At 71.5% G+C, this 17,817-nt stretch carries 13 protein-coding genes and 1 pseudogene; 8 read left to right on the top strand and 6 right to left on the bottom strand.

All coding sequences use genetic code 11. From position 1 onward, the window contains the following. Window positions 1–227 precede the first annotated feature (227 nt). From F4562_RS03110 to F4562_RS03100, 3 genes are all read left to right on the top strand, one after another. Window positions 228–977 carry a DUF2071 domain-containing protein gene (locus F4562_RS03110; protein WP_184540717.1) on the top strand — a complete coding sequence of 250 codons (750 nt, stop codon included), beginning with the start codon at window positions 228–230 and terminating at the stop codon, window positions 975–977. 638 nt (window positions 978–1,615) lie between these two features. Further along, window positions 1,616–3,025, top strand: a complete 1,410-nt coding sequence (locus tag F4562_RS03105) for a glycoside hydrolase family 43 protein (RefSeq protein WP_184540716.1) — start codon at window positions 1,616–1,618, stop codon at window positions 3,023–3,025. 4 nt (window positions 3,026–3,029) lie between these two features. Beyond that, on the top strand, window positions 3,030–7,205 hold the full coding sequence (locus tag F4562_RS03100) for an Ig-like domain-containing protein (RefSeq protein ID WP_184540715.1): 4,176 nt from the start codon (window positions 3,030–3,032) through the stop codon (window positions 7,203–7,205). 53 nt (window positions 7,206–7,258) lie between these two features. Here the strand turns inward: F4562_RS03100 and F4562_RS03095 are convergent, their stop codons facing one another. Further along, window positions 7,259–8,617: a pyridoxal phosphate-dependent decarboxylase family protein gene (locus tag F4562_RS03095; protein ID WP_184540714.1), complete on the bottom strand. Its 1,359-nt coding sequence runs from the start codon at window positions 8,615–8,617 to the stop codon at window positions 7,259–7,261. A 196-nt stretch (window positions 8,618–8,813) separates the two neighbouring features. Then, on the bottom strand, window positions 8,814–10,040 hold the full coding sequence (locus F4562_RS03090; protein ID WP_184540713.1) for a leucine-rich repeat domain-containing protein: 1,227 nt from the start codon (window positions 10,038–10,040) through the stop codon (window positions 8,814–8,816). 200 nt (window positions 10,041–10,240) lie between these two features. On the opposite strand from F4562_RS03090, the gene F4562_RS03085 reads away from it, so the two are divergent. The 3 genes from F4562_RS03085 to F4562_RS03075 all read left to right on the top strand — a co-directional run bounded on the left by F4562_RS03085 (window position 10,241) and on the right by F4562_RS03075 (window position 12,730). Beyond that, window positions 10,241–11,410, top strand: a complete 1,170-nt coding sequence (locus tag F4562_RS03085; RefSeq protein WP_184540712.1) for a UDP-N-acetylglucosamine--N-acetylmuramyl-(pentapeptide) pyrophosphoryl-undecaprenol N-acetylglucosamine transferase — start codon at window positions 10,241–10,243, stop codon at window positions 11,408–11,410. Window positions 11,411–11,506: 96 nt separating this feature from the next. Beyond that, on the top strand, window positions 11,507–11,920 hold the full coding sequence (locus F4562_RS03080; protein WP_184540711.1) for an SRPBCC family protein: 414 nt from the start codon (window positions 11,507–11,509) through the stop codon (window positions 11,918–11,920). A gap of 204 nt (window positions 11,921–12,124) precedes the next feature. Further along, entirely contained in the window at window positions 12,125–12,730 is a 606-nt protein-coding gene (locus F4562_RS03075; RefSeq protein ID WP_246473340.1) for a hypothetical protein, read from the top strand. 304 nt (window positions 12,731–13,034) lie between these two features. Here the strand turns inward: F4562_RS03075 and F4562_RS03070 are convergent. Both F4562_RS03070 and F4562_RS03065 read right to left on the bottom strand, forming a co-directional pair. Further along, window positions 13,035–13,988 (bottom strand): annotated as a pseudogene (locus F4562_RS03070) (RNA polymerase sigma factor); the annotation flags it as partial. A 291-nt stretch (window positions 13,989–14,279) separates the two neighbouring features. Beyond that, window positions 14,280–14,834, bottom strand: coding sequence for a hypothetical protein (locus tag F4562_RS03065; protein ID WP_184540709.1), 555 nt, complete (start codon window positions 14,832–14,834; stop codon window positions 14,280–14,282). Between the two features lie 199 nt (window positions 14,835–15,033). On the opposite strand from F4562_RS03065, the gene F4562_RS03060 reads away from it, so the two are divergent. Next, a complete protein-coding gene (locus F4562_RS03060; RefSeq protein WP_184540708.1) occupies window positions 15,034–16,053 on the top strand; it encodes a 1-aminocyclopropane-1-carboxylate deaminase in 1,020 nt (339 codons plus the stop codon). Between the two features lie 95 nt (window positions 16,054–16,148). After that, on the top strand, window positions 16,149–16,817 hold the full coding sequence (locus tag F4562_RS03055; protein WP_184540707.1) for an SDR family oxidoreductase: 669 nt from the start codon (window positions 16,149–16,151) through the stop codon (window positions 16,815–16,817). Between the two features lie 193 nt (window positions 16,818–17,010). On the opposite strand, the gene F4562_RS03050 is transcribed toward F4562_RS03055, so the two are convergent. Then, window positions 17,011–17,628: a TetR/AcrR family transcriptional regulator gene (locus tag F4562_RS03050; protein WP_184540706.1), complete on the bottom strand. Its 618-nt coding sequence runs from the start codon at window positions 17,626–17,628 to the stop codon at window positions 17,011–17,013. Window positions 17,629–17,638: 10 nt separating this feature from the next. Beyond that, window positions 17,639–17,791 (bottom strand): hypothetical protein, encoded by a 153-nt coding sequence (locus F4562_RS03045; RefSeq protein ID WP_184540705.1) that lies wholly within the window; start codon window positions 17,789–17,791, stop codon window positions 17,639–17,641. Window positions 17,792–17,817 lie beyond the last annotated feature (26 nt).

Here is a 17,817-nt window from a genome sequence, read left to right as displayed (position 1 = left end):
CCGGGATCCGGAGTACAGGGCGGGAGGCGCATTCCAGGCCGATCTGTGGGATCGGCTGTTGCGGCGGCGGGGGACGTGGCCGGAGGCCGGTGCGGGCCGTCGTCCGCCGGTGCGGGCCGCCGTCGTGGCGGGTCGTGCCGCGGGGCGTGGCGAGTGGTGCCGGTGGGCCGCGGTCGGGGGCCGCGGGACGTTCTCCGAGGTCGCCGTTGCCCCTATCCTCTGCTGGCATGACCTTCACCGGGACCCCGAGACCGCCGTTGCGCTGGCACCACGCGGAGACGGAGCTGGAGGACTTCGCGATCGTCAGCTACCGGGTGCCCGCCGAGGCCCTGGCCCGGCTCCTGCCCGAGGGGTTCGCCCCGCTTGAGGTCACCGCGGCCGACGGTGTTCCCACGGCGCTCGTCTCCGCGGTGGCCTTCCGCGACCGGGATTTCCACTTCCGGTTCTTCCCGCCGGCGGCGATGAACTGCGGTCAGATCAACTACCGGGCGTACGTCACGGTGGAGGGCCGCCCGGGGGTCTGGTTCTTCGGCACCGCCCTCGACCATCCGCTCGTCGCGGTGCCCAAGTGGCTGTGGGGCATGCCCTGGGACCGCACGCACGTCGGCATCACCGCCGACTGGGACTCCGCACCCGCGCGCTGGCGTCTCACCGCGGACAACGCCCGCTGCGAGGCCGTCGAACTCGACGCGCCGCCCGCCCGGCTCGACGGCTTCGACGGCGAGCACGAGTGGATGCCCCTGCTCACCCATCCCACCCTGGGCTGGTACCGCCGTCGTGACGGGCGGGTCGGCACCTACAGCATCTGGCACCCGCCGATGCGTCCCCGTCATCTGGCTGCGGTGTCGGCGCGGTTCCTGCTCTTCGAGCAGCTCGGCCTGACCACGCCGGAGTCGGTGCCGCACTCGATCCTGGCGCAGCGGCGGCTGCACTTCGACATTCACACCCCGCCGCTGCCTCTTGCGTCCCGCCGCTGAGCTCCCGTACGGGGCCGGTTCCGCCGCGGCCGGATTCGAGAGGGTGAGAGCCGGTGCCGCGGCCGGATTCGGGGGCCGAGAGGCGGTACCGCGGCCGATCCGGCTCGGTGCGGGCCGGAGGACGGTGCGACCACCCGCCCGCCGGAGACGGGTCTGCGGGCCCGCCCGCCGCGGCACCGGTGTCCGGGAGTCCGTAATCGGCTCGAAGGCTCGAAAATATATGTTAACGCTATCATTCTTTTTGGCGCCAATGGCCGCAGGCGGTCCGGACTGGAGAGGGAATTTCCAGCTCACACTCCTTTTCTATTGGTGTGAGGATCGGATGCTTGACAGAAAACCTTTCATGGAAAACACTCGGGAAATCCCGGTAGGACCAGTTCGGGGCTTCCGTTCCATCCCTGCGACCTTTTTCCGCGACCCGTTTTGTTAACGCTAACAGTTCTTTCGGCGGGGTGACCGGCCGTTCGTTCACGCCACCGTCCGGCCGGTCGGACAGCCACCTCGCAGAACGAACCCCGCCCGCTCCGGAGATGCACTCCGGCCGCTCCGAAGACCCGCCCCGTCCCTTCCGGGAGTCCACGCCGTCCCCCCGACGGCCGGGCGTCCCGCGCCCGGTCGTCCACCCCCCAGGAGCAACCATGAGACGACGACGATGGGCCCTCGCCCTGTTATCCGCTCTCACCCTCGTCACCGCCACCGCCGGCCCCGCACCCGCGGCGGCCCCGATCACCACCGCGCTCTACACCGCCGACCCCGCAGCCCTGGTCGTCGGCGACACCCTGTACCTGTACACCGGTCACGACGAGGCCGCCCCCGGCGGCACCAACTTCGTCATGCGCGACTGGCACGTGTTCTCCTCCACCGACACCGCGGGCTGGACCGACCACGGCGCCAGGCTCTCGCTCGCGAACTTCCCCTGGGCCGGCGCCGACGCGTGGGCGGGCGAGGTCGAGCAGCGCAACGGCAAGTACTACTGGTACGTCTCGGTCAACGGCAACGGGCCGGGCTGGATGAACATCGGCGTCGCGGTCGGCGACAGCCCGCTCGGCCCGTTCACCGACGCCAAGGGCGGTCCGCTGATCAGCGACGCCACCCCGAACTCCTCACCCCTCAACATCGACCCCACCGTCTTCACCGACGACGACGGGCAGGCCTACATCTACTGGGGCTCCTACTACGGCCTGCGCGCCGCCAAGCTCAAGCCCGACATGATCAACCTGGACGGCCCGGTGGTCACCCCGGCGGGGGTGAGCAACTTCTGGGAGGCCCCCTGGATGTTCAAGCGGAACGGCGTCTACTACCTGGCCTACGCCGCCAACGACTCCGGGTGCTCCAACCCCGGCTACGCGTGCGTCCGCTACGCCACGGCGAGCAACCCGCTGGGCCCGTGGACCCACCGCGGCGTCGTGCTCGACCAGGTCTCCTCGACCACCAACCATCCGGCGATCATCGAGTTCAACGGCGAGTGGTACATGGTCTACCACAACGCCGCGGCCCCCGGCGGTGGTGACTTCCGCCGCTCGGTCACCGTCGACAGGCTGTACTGGAACGCCGACGGCACCATGCGGAAGGTCGTGCAGACTCAGGGACAGGGAGGCGGCCAGCCGCCCGCCGGCACCAACCACGCCGGCACCGCGACCGTCTCGACGTCGTACGTGTCCCCATGGGAGACGCTCGGCGCGGTCAACGACGGGTTCGTCCCGGCGAGTTCGGCCGACCGTTCCCACGGCGCGTACGGGAACTGGGACCGCCAGGGCACCCAGTGGATCGAGTACCGCTGGCCGTCCGCGAAGGACATCGGCCGGGTGGCGACCTACTGGTTCGACGACGACCAGGGCATCGACCTGCCCGCCTCATGCCGGGTGCAGTACTGGAACGGCTCCGCCTACGTCGACGTCCCCGGCCAGTCGGCCTGCGGGGTGGCCGCCCACACCTACAACGTCACCACCTTCACCCCGGTCTCGACCACCCGCCTCCGGCTGAACATCACCTCCAGGACCGGTCACTCCACCGGTGTCCTGGAGTGGATGGCGCTGCAAGGGATGTGATGACATGCCGATCCCCGCACGGGCCCGCCGGTCGCTGACCGCCGCCGCCACCGTCCTGCTCACCACGCTCTCCAGCGGGCTCCTCGCCACCGGGCCCCTCACCCCCGGCACCCCCGCCGCGGCCTCCGTCTCCGGTTCCGCCTCCGTATCCGCCCCTGTTCCCGGCTCAGTGCCGCGCGGCTCGGCCTCGGCGGCGCAGAACATCGCCCTCCCCACCTTCAACGGGCCGGCGATCCCCGCCCCGCCCGCGTCGTACACGCCGGGCGACATGATGCAGACCATCTACGACGCCGAGAGTTCCGGCACCGACTTCTGGATGGACCGGCTGCTCGCCCGCTCGGGCAACGACCCGGCGGGCACCTGGCTGATGAGCCGCGGACGCGCGGTCTTCATGAAGACCCACACGCCCTCGGTCATCGGCTTCGGCGGGCAGGTGGCCTACTGGGAGAGCATCAGCAACGAGAACGCCTACGCGGTGACGGTCTCGCCGGGCACCCTCACCGAGCAGCCCGCCCAGCGCTGGCAGGCACCCAGCCACTACAAGAGCGTGCACACCGGCGGCAACCTGCGGGTGAACGTCACCAAGTTCATCACCCACAACAACGTCGCCGTCACCAACCTGTCGATCACGAACACCGGGTCGTCCCCGCAGACGCTCACTCTGAAGGCGACCTCGCCCTACACCCGGACCCCGGCGGGCAACGAGCTGACCGGCATCGTGGACGCCAAGAACAAGCTCACCACGGTCTTCCCCCGCCTCGCCGGAGACGGTTTCACCGTCAGCGGCACCGACCTGACCCGCTCGGTCACCGTCGGCGCCGGGGCGACCGTGACGACCAAGGTCACCATGGGCTTCGTGACCGAGGAGATCCCGGCCTCGTTCACCGAGTACCAGTCGTACCGCTCGGCCACCCCCGCCGAGGCGTTCGCCACGCACGTGCGCGCCTACAACCGGTGGTGGGCACAGAACGCGCCCTACATCGACGTCCCCGAGCCGGCGATCAAGAAGAGCGTCTACTACCGCTGGTGGCTGATGCGCTTCAACCACCTCGACGCCGACATCCCCGGCCAGGACTACCAGTGGCCCACCTCAGTGGAGGGGGCACTGGGCTACAACAACGCCATCGCGCTGACCGTGCCGATGTTCGTCGACGAGCTCAAGTATCTGCGCGACCCCGTCTACGCCTACGGGCCGTGGGTGTCGGCGGGGGAGGTGTCGAAGAACGCCAGATACATGGACAACCCCGGCGACCCGGAGAACTGGTCCAACAGCTACACCCAGTACATCTCCGAGGCGGCCTGGCGCAGCTACCAGATCCACGGCGGCCAGCCCGCCATCGCCGCCAACCTCGCCCGCTACGCCGAGCAGGACGTCAAGGGCCAGCTCGACCACTACGACCAGGACGGCAACAACCTCATCGAGTACGACTGGGGTGCCCTGACCGGCAACGACGCCGACGCCGTCTCCTTCCACTGGCGCGCCGGACGGCTCGACCGGACCGAGTCGGCCTACGTCTACAGCAACGCCCTGGCCGCGGCCTCCGCGTACGACGCGGTCGGCGACGCCGCCAAGGCCGCCGAGATGCGGGCCATCGCCGGCGACGTGAAGAACGCCGTGGTGAACGTGCTGTGGAACCCCACCGCGAAGGTCCTTCAGCACCGGCAGGTGGCGACCAACGCCCTCGTCCCCTGGAAGGAGATCAACAACTTCTACCCGTACGCCGTGGGCCTGATGCCCAACACCGCGACCTACCGTGAGGCGCTGCGGCTGTTCGACGACGAGACCGAGTACCCGCTCTTCCCGTTCTACACCGCGAACCAGAAGGACAAGGCCGCCGCCGCGGCCGCGGGCAACCCCGGGTCGAACAACTTCTCGCAGATCAACTCGACGGTGCAGTTCCGGCTGTTCTCCTCGGCGCTGCGCAACTACCCCACGTCGTACATCACCGCCGACCACTACAAGAAGCTGCTGTACTGGAACGCCTGGGCCCAGTACGTCGGCGGCAACACCGCCTGGCCCGACTCCAACGAGTTCTGGGCCGACTGGAACGCCGGAACGAAGACCATCGGCTACCGCTCGTGGATCCACCACACCATCCTGGGCAGCAGCAATTGGACCGTCATCGAGGACGTGGCCGGCCTGCGTCCGCGCGACGACGGCAAGGTCGAACTGTCGCCGATCGACATCGGCTGGTCGCACTTCACCGCCAACAACCTGCGCTACCGCAACAGCGACCTGACCATCGTCTGGGACGACCCCGCCGACGGCGTCGCCCGTTACACCGGGGTGCCGCAGGGCTACTCCATCTACGTCAACGGCAACCGCGCCGTCACCGTCGACCGCCTCACCCGGCTCGTCTACGACCCGGCCACCGGCGCGGTGACCTTCCCCGGCACGGCCGCCACGGTCAACCACAACGTCGCGACGCCCGGCATGCGGGCCCCGACCCAGGTCGTGCAGAGCGAGGCCCGCATGGTGGACATGTTCGCCAAGGCCGGGGTCAACCTCACCACCGGGACGGCCCCCGCCAACCTCGCCCAGGGCAGGAGCGCCTCGGCGTCCCACACCGCCACCGGAACCACCACGGCCGCGGCGGTGGACGGCTTCACCATCAACGACCCCATCTGGGGGACCAAGGGTTCGGCGAACGCCCAGGACTGGTACGAGGTGAACCTCGGCTCGGCGCGGACCTTCGACGACGTGCGGCTGCACTTCCGCAACGACCGCGCGGCGGGCGGCTACGCCGAACCGGCCATGTACCAGGTCCAGTATCACGACGGGAGCACCTGGGTCACCGTCCCGGGCCAGGCCAAGAGCCCTCCGGCGCCGGTGTCCAACCACAACCGGGTGCGTTTCCCCGCGGTCACCGCCCAGCGGGTCCGCGTGCTGATGACCCACCGCACCGGCTTCAGGACCGGCCTCACCGAGATCAAGGTCTACGACTCGGAAGGCGGCCCGCCCGCGGCGGCCAACCAGGCCCCGTACGTGCTCGCCCGCAGGGACCCCGCCCACAACCAGCCGTCGCAGGTGCGCCTGCTCGGCACCGTCAAGGACGACGCGCTGCCGAACGGCACCCTGACCACCGCGTGGTCGCTGGTCAGCGGCCCGGGGCAGGCCGTCTTCACCACCCCGGGCCAGGCCGTCACGCTGGCGTCGTTCACCGCGGCGGGCACCTACACGGTGCGGTTGACCGCGTCCGACGGCGCCTCCTCGGCCACGTCGGAGGTGACCGTCACGGTCAGCCAGGGCTCCGGCGGCGCCGTCAACGTGGCGGGCTCCGCCACCCCGTCGGCGTCCTACACCTCCTCGTGGGAGTCGGTGAACGCGCTCAACGACGGGTACACCCCGAGCGGTTCCAACGACTCCGCCAACCCGCGCTGGGGCACCTGGCCGGAGACCGGCACCCAGTGGGCCGAGCTCACCTGGGCACAGCCGCAGCGCGTCGACTCCGCCGAGGTGTACTTCTTCGACGACGGCGGCGGGGTCCGGGTGCCCGCCTCGTGGAAGCTCCAGTACTGGAACGGCACGGCCTACGCGGACGTGCCCGGCGCGAGCGCGTACAACAGGGCACTGAACGCCTTCAACAAGGTCACCTTCACCGGGGTGACCACGACCCGGCTGCGCGCGGTGCTGACCAGCGGCGCCGGATCGGTCGGCCTCCTGGAATGGCGGGTCCACGCGCAGGCCCCGCAGTCGATCCGCCCGGTCCACCAGTCCACGCAGGCAGGGCAGGTGCCGACCCTGCCGGCCACCGTGACGAAGGTCTACGCCGACGGGACGCGGGCGAACGCCCCGGTCACCTGGGCTCAGATCACCCCGGCCCAGGTGGCCCAGGGCGGGTCCGGCTTCACCGTGGCCGGTGTCGTCGAAGGGGTGAGCACGACCGCCACGGCCACGGTGTGGGTGCGGACGACGAACGCGGTCAGCGTCACCTTCATCGAACCGGAGACCGTCTTCACCCGGGTCGGGGTGGCCCCGTCGCTGCCGCCGACGGTCACCGCCACCTTCAACGACGGTTCCAAGGACAACGTCACCACCACCGTGAACTGGGCGTCGATCCCCGCCTCCCAGTACGCCCAGGCGGGGACGTTCACCGTCGACGGCACGGTGCCGGGCACCTCCATCGCCGCCCGGGCGACCGTCACCGTCGGCACGACGGGAGGTGCCACCGGAGACTGAGGCCGCCCCGTAGGCCGGGCCGTCGGCTTCCGCGTCGCGGGAGCCGATGGCCGTCAGCCCCGGGCCAGGGCCTCGACGCGGGCGTGCAGGGCGTCGACGTGGGCCTCCTGCTCCGGTTTCATCAGCACGCTGCGCAGGATCCGCCCGCCGTCCGCGTCGGCGGTCACCTGGGGCACGCGCCGGGCCAGGTCGGCCGCGCCGACCCGGAGCACGCTCAGGAAGACCGGGTCGGCGGGGTCGTCCATGCCCTCGCGCATCACCCGCCGGGAGGCCGCGTCCACCTCGCTCAGCGTGGCCGCGGCGGGGAAGAAGCTCACGATGTCGAGCTCGGGCCGCTGGTAGAGGCCGAGCACCTCGGAGGACTCGATCAGGTCCGCCCAGCGGACCGCGGCCCGCCGCCCCGCCGCGAGGACCCGGCCCAGTCCCTCCGGGGTGGGCGGCAGCAGCTCGAAGGTCAGCCAGAGCGCCGCAGCGGCCGCGCCGGCCCGCGAGCACTCCAGGCTGATCTCACCCAGGTGCAGTTCGTCGGAGGTGAAGTAGGTGTAGGGCGAGTCATGCACGTAGAACCGTCCCACCGAGGGGTCGCGGAAGAGCACCGCGCCGCACCCGTACGGCTGGAGGCCGTGCTTGTGCGGGTCGACCACGACCGAGTCGGCCTCGGCGATCCCCCGCCAGGGCAGCGGGTCGATCGGCTCCGGAGTGCCGTCGGCGGCCAGCAGCGTGAAGAACCCGCCGTAGGCGGCGTCCACATGGACCCGCGCGCCGTACCGGCGGGCCAGCGCGACGATCTCGTGGACCGGGTCGACGGCGCCGAGCCCGGTGGTGCCCGCCGTGGCCACGACCGTGCCGACCCCGCCCGCGCGCAGCAGGTCCTCCAGCGCGTCCAGGTCCATCCGGCCGGCGCCGTCCACCGGGACCCGGCGGCCCTCCACGCCGAGCACCCCGCACATGCGCGCGTGCGTGTAGTGGCTTTCCGCGCTGTAGGCGACCGCCCGGCCGGGGTGGCTCTCCCGGGCGACGAACAACGCCTCCAGGTTGGCGATGGTGCCGCTGCTGGTCAGGTGACCGAGATGCTCGCCGTAGCCGAACATGGCGGCCAAGCGGGCGACGACCTCCTTCTCCATGGCCGCGGTGGCCGGGCCGCCGTCCAGGGCGTGGTTGTTCGGGTTGATCCGCATGGCCGCGACGTAGCCGACGATCGCGGCCGGATGCGGGGGCTTGAGCATCTGCCCGGCGTAGCGGGGGTGGAAGAACGGGTAGTTGTCGCGCAACCGCCCGGCCAGGCGGCCGAGCGCCTCACCCATCCGGTCGTCGCCGACGCGCAGGGAGGGGTGGACCTCGTACGGTCCGTACTCCTTCTCCCACCGCTCGATCGAGGAGATCGCCTCGCCCACCCAGTGACGCAGATCCATGCCGTCCTCCGTGGATTTCCCGGATCCGAATCGCGCGCCGGGGGTTCCCGGCGGCGCCGCCCGTATCGCGTCCTCGTCGCGTCGTCGCGTTCCCACGCGTCCTCCCGGACGGTGTTCCCATGCATCTCCCCGAACCGTGTTCCCGCACATCCTCTCCTGGACGCCGCGGGCGGCCGTTCAGCCGGTGCTGCCGGGCTCAGCCGGTTCTGCCGGGGCCCTGGCCGATCAACCCGTCGCCGAGCCCGGCCGTGAGCCGCGTCCGCACGTGCGTCGGCAGGGCACAGCCGTGGGCGACGAGCGTGTCCAGCGCGGGCAGGTCGAGCAGCACGTGCCAGTCCTGCACGTCCCGGCAGTAGGACACGTCGAGGTGGCGCAGCGACGTGAGGGCCTGCAACGGGACCAGCGACCGCACCGGGGTGTGCCTGATCGACAGGTGCTCCAGGGCGGTGAGGCCCTCGATGCCGTCCAGGCGGGTCAGCGGTGTGCGCTCCAGGTCCAGCAGCGCCAGCGTGGTGAGGGACGACACCTCCCGGGGGATGCGGTGCAGGCGCCTGGACGACAGGTCCAGGTCCGTCACTCCCTCGGGCGCCGCCAGCGCGGCCAGCAGCGGGGCGGGGGCGGGGAAGGTCACCGGCCGGGGCTGGGCGAGCACCGGCGACCGTCCCGCGGCGATCTCCTCCAGGATGCGCCACCTGTCGATGGGGGCGTTCTCGTCACCCAGCCGGACGTACCCGGCGGGCAGCCACGGCGCGAGCCGTTCGGCCACCACGGCGTCCCGGTCGTCGGTGCCGACCACCCCCGCCCACAACTCGCCGTGGTGCGCGTAGGCGTGCTCGCCCGGCACGAACAGGTCGGTCACGATGTCCCCGCCCGCGACGAGCGACCCGTCGTTGCCCGAGCAGAAGATCGCCTGTGCGCTGATGGTGCCGAGCACCAGGTGGTCGGCGGCGCTATGGATCGCCCGCGCCCGCAGGCTCCCGGCCACCGCGAGGTAGCCGTCGAAGACGTCGCCGTCGTCCAGGAGCCCGTCCACCGTCAGCGAGCCGACCACGATCAGCGGCGCGCGCAGCTCCAGCCACCCCGGCACCCGCGTGTCGCCGTACCAGATCGTGGCCTGGCGCACCGCCCAGCCGACGTCGGTGCGTTCGGCACCCGCGGGGAAGGACGGGGCCGCCCCGTCCGGGAACGACGCCAGCGCGGCCTGGGCGAACAGCAGGCCGTAGCCGGGCGGGGCGACGTGCCGCGGCCACTGTCGTGCCTGCGCCGGATCCAGGAGCCAGGATCTGATCCGGGGCAGTTCCTCCTCGATCTCACCGAAGTAGTCCAGCGCCGCCACGCCCTCCCCGGCGTGGGCTCGAAGCGCCGCCAGCGCGTCCTCCAGGCGCTCAGCGGCGGCGACAAAATGCTCATCGGTCAGATCCATGTCGATACCGTACTCATCACACCAAATCTGGTGGGCTGATCGGGGGGCGTGCCGCCCGGCGGGCGTGTCGCACCCCCCGCCGCCGGCGACTGAAGTGGATCTTCACCCCGGCCTCGGGTACCGTGCCCGAGGCCGTGGAGTGCGATCCGCCCGGCCGCAGCATGTCACCGAACACCGATGGACAGTGGAAGGATGAGAGCATGATGGCCGGAGAACGTCGGACCCTGCGGTTGCTCGTCACCGGGGGCGGAACCGGCGGCCACACCTATCCCGCGCTGACCACCGTGATGGCTCTGCGCGACTACGCCGTCGGCCGCGGGTTCGACTTCGACGTGCTCTGGGTCGGCACCGAGAGCGGCCTGGAGGCCCGCGTCTCGGCGGAACACGGCATCCCGTTCCGGGCGATCAAGGCCGGGAAGCTGCGGCGCTCACCCAACCTGCGCGAGCTGGCCACCAACGTCGCCGACATGTTCCGCGTCCCGATCGGGGTGCTGCAGGCGTTCGGCGTCGCGGCCCGTTACCGCCCCGACGTGGTCCTGTCCACCGGCGGATACGTGTGCGTGCCACTGGGCGTCGCGTCCAGGCTCCTGGGCCGCCCGCTGGTGATGCACGAGCAGATCACCGCGCTCGGCCTGGCCAACCGCATCCTGTCGCGCTTCGCCCGGCGGATCGCGCTGACCCACCCGTCCTCCATCGAGCACCTGCCCGCCGGAGCCCGGGAACGCGCCGTGGTCACCGGCAACCCGATCCGCCCCCACCTGCTGCGCGGCAACGTGGACGCGGCCCGGCGCCACTTCGGCCTCGCCCACGGCTTCCCCCTCGTCTACGTGACCGGAGGCGCCCAGGGCAGCCGGCAGATCAACACCCTGATCGAGGAGATCCTGCCCGCCCTGCTCACCCGCGCACAGGTGATCCACCAGTGCGGTCCCGACTGGATCGGACGGTTCACCGAGGCCGCCGCCGCGCTCCCCGCCGAACTGCGCGACCGCTACCGCCCGGTGGCGTACGTCGGCGGCGAACTGCCCCATGTGTTCGCCGCCGCCGACGTGGTGGTCTCCCGCAGCGGCGCGGGCACCGTCGCCGAGCTGACCGCCGTGGGCAAGGCGTCCGTGCTCATCCCGCTGGTGCCCTCCGCCGCCGACGAGCAGCGACAGAACGCCCGCTACCTCGCCGAGGCCGGCGCGGCCCGGGCGTTGCTGGACGACAAGCCCACCGCCGACCGGCTCCTGGCCGAGCTGGACCTCCTGCTCCGCGACCCGGCGACCCGCGCCGCCATGGCCGGCGCCGCCCAGTCGCTCGGCCGGGTCGACGCCGCCGACGCCCTCGCCCAGGTCCTCCTCGCCGAGGCGGAGGCCGTCAAGGCGGGGTGACTCCGGGGCTTGCCGGCGCGGGTGGACACCGCCTCGTGGGGTATGTCGCCGATCAATGTTTCAGGCTGACGTCTACGACGGGGAGTTGACGACCGGATGAGCGAACACGAGCGTTCCCGCAGGATCGCCGCACCGCCGCAGGTGGTGTTCGAGCGGGCGGGGAACCTGGACGACCTCGACCACTGGCTGCCGCAGGACCTGCACGTCCACCCCGGGGAGCCGCCCGCGGTCACGGTGCACGAGGACAGCACCGGCCAGGACGCCCGCGCGCTGCTGCGATCCCGGCCCGACCAGCTCCGGATGGAGTGGGGCACCCGCGACACCGACCGGTACGCCGGATGGTTGCAGGTGGCGGACAGCGGCGACGACGAGAGCGAGGTGACGATTCACCTGTCCTTCTTCGACGAGGGCGAGGACGGCGGCACGCCGCCCGCCGAAGCGGTCGACCGGGCTCTGGAGGAGAGCCTGGAGCGGCTGGCCGCCCAGGTGGGCCGGCACGCCGGAGGCTGAGCGAAGGTTCCTGGCCCGGGCACGGATTCCCGGCCCGGGCACGGATTCCCGGCCCGGGCGAGGGACCAAGGTCCCGGGAGGAGGGGACCTCGGGGCCGCTGGAGGCGAGCCGTACGGCACTGAGCGCGTAGTCAAAAAAAGGATCTACTTGTCCTTGTAGCAAGCAGACGGAAAAAGACGCGACAGAGCCGAAGGAGAGCCACCATGGCGACCATCGAAAGGCCCCGCATGAACGGTCAGAAAGGCGACGCCCGGGTGGGCGGCCAGGTTCGTCCGGTGACCCCCGCTCAGCCGGTCGCGGAGACCGGGCACCGGGCGGCCGGGACCCGCGCCGCGGCCCGCGTCTGGGCGGTCGCCCGCATCGCGCTCGGTTGGACCTTCCTGTGGGCCTTCCTCGACAAGACCTTCGGCTGGGGCTTCGCCACCCCCGCCGAGCGGGCCTGGATCAACGGGGGCAGCCCGACCACCGGCTTCCTGAAGGGCACCGGTGAGAACGCGCTCGGCGGGTTCTTCGGAGCCCTGGCCGGACAGGCGTGGGTCGACTGGCTCTTCATGCTCGGCCTGCTCGGGGTCGGCGGCGCGCTCATCCTCGGTGCGGGCATCCGGATCGCCGCCGTCGCGGGTGGCCTGATGCTGATGCTCATGTGGGCGGCCCAGCTCCCGCTGGACACCAACCCCTTCATGGACGACCACATCATCTACACCATCGTCCTGATCGGACTCGCTCTGACCCAGGCCGGCGACACCTTCGGGATCGGTGGCTGGTGGGGCAGGACCGCCCTGGTCCGGCGATTCCCCATCCTCAAGTGACGGCCGGTCGGCGGGGTCGCCCAGGCGGGCGGCCCCGGAGCCGGAAGCGGCGCGCCGGACGGCCGCCGGGCCCGGAGAACGACTCCCCGGACGGCGTGAAGCCCGCCCCCTGTGAGAGGGGGCGGGCTTCACGCCGTCCGGGGTCGATCAGGGTGCTGCCGTCCGGACTCGGAACGGAGACCGTCCAGGTCCGGGGTGGGTGCCGTCCGAGGCCCGGGTCCGAGGCCCCGGGGCAGGTGGCCGTCCGGGTCCGGAGGCCCGGGTCAGTGGTCGTGCGGTGCCCGGGCCGAAGGCCGTCCGGGGTTCAGGTCAGGTATTCGCGCAGGGCCCGCGACCGCGAGGGGTGGCGCAGCTTGGTCATGGTCTTCGACTCGATCTGCCGGATGCGTTCGCGGGTCACCCCGTACGCGCGGCCGATCTCCTCCAGGGTCCGGGGCCGCCCGTCGGTGAGTCCGAACCGCATCGACACCACCCCGGCCTCGCGTTCGGACAGCCCGCCGAGGACGGTGTGCAGCTCCTCCTGGAGCAGGGCCGTGGTCACCGCGTCGTCGGGGGTGATCGCCTCGGAGTCTTCGATGAGGTCGCCGAACTCGCTGTCGCCCTCGGTGCCCAGCGGGCTGTGCAGGGAGATCGGCTCGCGTCCGTACCCCTGAACCTCGATCACCCGTTCCGGCGTCATCTCCAGTTCGACCGCGAGCTCCTCCGGGGTGGGCTCACGCCCCAGGTCGGTGGACATCTGCCGGTGCACGCGGGCCAACTTGTTGATCACTTCGACCATGTGGACCGGGATGCGGATGGTCCGCGCCTGGTCGGCCAGCGCTCGGGTGATCGCCTGCTTGATCCACCAGGTGGCGTAGGTGGAGAACTTGAACCCCTTGGTGTAGTCGAACTTCTCCACCGCGCGGATCAACCCGAGGTTGCCCTCCTGGATCAGGTCCAGGAAGAGCATGCCGCGGCCGGTGTGGCGCTTGGCCAGTGACACCACCAGACGCAGGTTGGCCTCCAGCAGGTGGTCCTTGGCCCGGCGGCCGTCCTCGACGATCCACTCCAGCTCCGCGCGCACGTCCGGCGGGAGCGGGTCGCCCTCCCCGCCGAGCCGTTCGGCGGCGAACAGGCCGGCCTCGATGCGGGTGGCGAGCTCGACCTCCTGCGCGGCGTTGAGCAGGGGGATCCTGCCGATCTGCTTGAGGTAGTCCTTGACCGGGTCGACGCTCGCACCGGTGCCCGCGTCCAGGACAGCGGGCGCGTCGTCGTCATCGATCAGAATCGGCTCGCCTTCCTCGGCGACGGTTTCCACGGCGGCGGCTTCCATGGCGTTCACCCTTCCCAGGCCTGATCCGTGACAACAACCTGTGCAGTTCAACGTACGTCCCGCGAGGGTGTGCTGTGGTGCCCGGCTCGCCGCCGCGTCTCCGCGGGAGGCTGCGTACGCCCGCGGAGACGCGACGGAAGGGCCGCCGGAGGAGAACGGCGAGGCAGACACCGAAGGAGACACGGAGGGGGTGCCGCGACCGGCGAAGGGCGACCGGACCGGGACGGGCGGGACGGGTCAGACCGGGAAGTCGTTCGGGTTCACGCCGCTCGTGCTGGCGTTGCCGCCCCTGACGGGGTTGAGGGTGAGGGTCCAGATGGTCGAGGTGCTGGAGGTCGTGGTGTACCTCAACCGGTCGTCGAACCGCTGGTAGGAGGCACCGCTGGTGAACCTGCCCCTGGAGATGGAGAACCGGTAGCCGGTGGTGAAGTAGATCCGGTAGGTGCCGTCCCGGACGTCGTCGACGACGGCCCTGGACCGCGCCCGTACGTAGACGCTGATCGCCTTGGACCTGCCGCGGACCAGGGTGACGACGGCGTCCTTCGAGGTGCCGTTCTTGATCTTCAGAGTGCCCTGTCCGCCGCTGATTCCGGCGTAGAGGATCCTGCCGTTGGCCGGACGCGCGGTCGTCCCGGCGGGGGAGAGCGCGCCGGAGGCCGGGGCCGCGGCGACGGCCGGGACGGCGATCGGGGCGGCGGGGGCCGTGACCGATGCGGCGTCGGCCGGGGTGGCGGCGCCGACCAGGAGGGCGGAGGTGAGGGCCGCTCCGGCGAGCGGGCGTAAAAGAGCCATTTCCCGAATATTTCTTAAATGCGGTTGATGAGTCAATCGGTTGGGTGTTTCACGATGGTGTTTCCGCCGTGGTGCGCGTCGGCGTTGATTCGGTGGCGCAAGCGAGAGAATGTCGGGTTACAGTGCCGATGTCGGCCAGTGCCGGGTTGATTGGTCTCGGCGGCGTCGCGTTCCGGCTCGTCACTTCCGGGAGGCATCCATGTCCCTTGACTCCTTCGACCGTTATCCGCTGCTGTTCGGCCCGTCCCCGGTGCACCGGCTCGACCGGCTGAGCGCGCACCTGGGCGGCGCACAGGTGTGGGCCAAGCGCGAAGACTGCAACTCCGGCATCGCCTACGGAGGCAACAAGACCCGGAAGCTCGAATACCTCGTCGCCGACGCACTGGCGCAGGGCTGCGACACGCTGGTGTCCATCGGCGGTGTCCAGTCGAACCACACCCGCCAGGTGGCCGCGGTCGCCGCCAGGGTGGGCCTGAAATGCGTGCTCATCCAGGAGAGCTGGGTCGACTGGCCGGACTCGGTCTACGACAAGGTCGGCAACATCCTGCTCAGTCGTCTGGCCGGCGCCGACGTCCGGCTGGTCCGGGCCGGTTTCGGCATCGGGTTCAAGGAGAGCTGGGACCGCGCCGTCCAGGAGATCGAGGAACGCGGCGGCAGGCCGTACGCGATCCCGGCCGGTGCCTCCGACCACCGGCTGGGCGGCCTCGGGTTCGCGGGCTGGGCACGCGAGGTCCAGGCGCAGGAACGCGAGCTGGGCGTCTTCTTCGACACGGTCGTCGTCTGCTCGGTCACCGGCAGCACCCAGGCGGGCATGGTCGCCGGCTTCGCCGCGCTGGAGCAGGCCGGCGACCGGCCGCGCCGGGTGATCGGGATCGACGCCTCGGCCAGGCCGGCGGAGACACGGGCCCAGATCGGCAGGATCACCCGTGGCACCGCCGAGCTCATCGGCGTGCGACGGGAGATCTCCGACGAGGAGATCATGCTGGACGAGCGCTACCACGCCGGCGTCTACGGCATCCCGGGTGAGGACACCCTGGAGGCGATGCGCCTGGCCGCCCGGACCGAAGGCATGATCACCGACCCCGTCTACGAGGGCAAGTCGATGGCGGGCCTGATCGACATGGTCTCCCGGGGGGAGATTCCCGTCGGCTCGAACGTCCTGTACGCGCACCTGGGCGGCCAACCGGCGCTCAACGGGTACAGCGCCTTGTTCTCCTGACGGTGCTCTCGTTCTCCTGACGGTGCCCTCCGGTGTGCCGCACGACCATGTGAAGATCGTTCAGAGGGGGACCGCATGAGAAAAGGGAGAACCAGATGAGAGTCGTCATCGCGGGCGGACACGGGAAGATCGCCCTGCGCCTGGAGCGGCTGCTCGCCGGACGCGGCGACGAGGCGGTCGGCCTCGTCCGCAGGGCGGAGCACGAACCCGACCTGCGGGCGGCCGGCGCCACGGCGGTCCTGTGCGATCTGGAGAAGGCCGGCGCCGACGAGGTCGCCGCCCACCTGGCGGGTGCCGACGCGGTGGTCTTCGCGGCCGGGGCGGGGCCGGGCAGCGGCGTCGCCCGCAAGGACACCGTGGACCGGGCGGCGTCGGCGCTGCTGGCCGAGGCCGCCGAACGCGCCGGGGTGCGCCGCTTCGTACAGGTGTCGTCGATGGGTGCGGGAAGCCCGCCCGCGGCGGGCTCGGACGAGGTCTGGGCGGCCTACATCACGGCCAAGACCCGGGCCGAGGAAGATCTGCGTGCCCGTGACCTCGACTGGGTCATCCTGCGGCCCGGCGCGTTGACCGACGACCCCGGCACCGGCCGGGTGACCCTCGCCGTGCCGCCGCTGCCGTTCGGGAGGGTGACCCGTGACGATGTCGCCGCGGTGATCGCGGAGCTGCTGGACGCCCCCGGCGTCACCGGGGCCGTCCTGGAACTCGTCGGGGGCGAGGCCTCCGTCGCCGACGCGGTCCGGAACCTGTCCGCCGCCGGCCGCTGAAGTCGGGCGGCCTGAAGTCCGGACGATCCCGGAGTCCGGGATGGCCGCCGGAGCGGGGGCGGTCCTGTAGCTGGGGCGGCCGCCGGAGGGAGCGGTTCCGGAGCTCGGGCGGCCCCGTGGTCCATGCCACGGCCGGCGAAGGACCGGAAGGCGGGGCCGGACCCGCGCCTCGGGGACTGCGGCGAGGCCCGCCTCAGGGTTCCGGGTCGTGGTGGCCCGAGTGGCGACCCGAGCCGGTACGCCAAGGCGCGAGGGCGGCGTCGAGCTCGCGGCGGAGCCACGTCTCCAGCGCGTCCTCCCGGTGGACCGCCCAGGTGATCAGCGCACCGTTGTAGACCGACTCCACCGTACGGGCGAGCTGTTCCAGGTCGACCGGCCGTAGCTCACCCGCCGCCGCAGCGCTGACGAGCAGATCGTGGATCTCCTCACGCATCGCCTGCGCGTACTCGCGCGCCTGGAGGTGGAACTCGGGGTCGCTGAGGTCCTGGTGCAGGACGGCGAGGTGGTTGGAGAAGGCCACGGGGTCGGCGACCGGCGCGGCCAGCGCCGTCAGGTTGCCGACGAGCGTGTCGAGGAACCCGGCCCGCGCGGTGCTCTCGCGCATGTGCCCGCGCACCTGCTCGGCGTTGCCGCTGCGGAGCTCCAGCAGCAGCGCGCGCTTGGAGCCGAAACGCTGCACGAGGGTGGCCGGGGAGAGCCCGACCTCCCGGGCGACGGCCGCCAGTGTGAGCCTGGCCGGGCCGACCCGGCCGACGACCCCGGTGACCGCGGCGAAGATCTCCTCGTCACTGACGGTCCTCGGGCGTGCCATGCCCCAGATGCTAGCAATGCGGGCCGCCGGTGACGGCGACGCGGGTCGCCCGGGAGATCTCCCCCCCCCTGGGAGTTCCCGGCTCGCCGGCGTCGTACGCCGTCCCGGCAGTGAGGCGTACGCCTTCCAGCGGGTTGCGCGCCTGCTTGTCAGTGATTCGCAAGCGGCTTGCCATCGGCGCTCAATAGA

This window comes from Streptosporangium becharense (assembly GCF_014204985.1).
Classification (GTDB): domain Bacteria; phylum Actinomycetota; class Actinomycetes; order Streptosporangiales; family Streptosporangiaceae; genus Streptosporangium; species Streptosporangium becharense.
The sequence above is the reverse complement of the archived record's forward strand: the minus strand, read 5'-3'. Positions and strand labels throughout refer to the sequence as shown.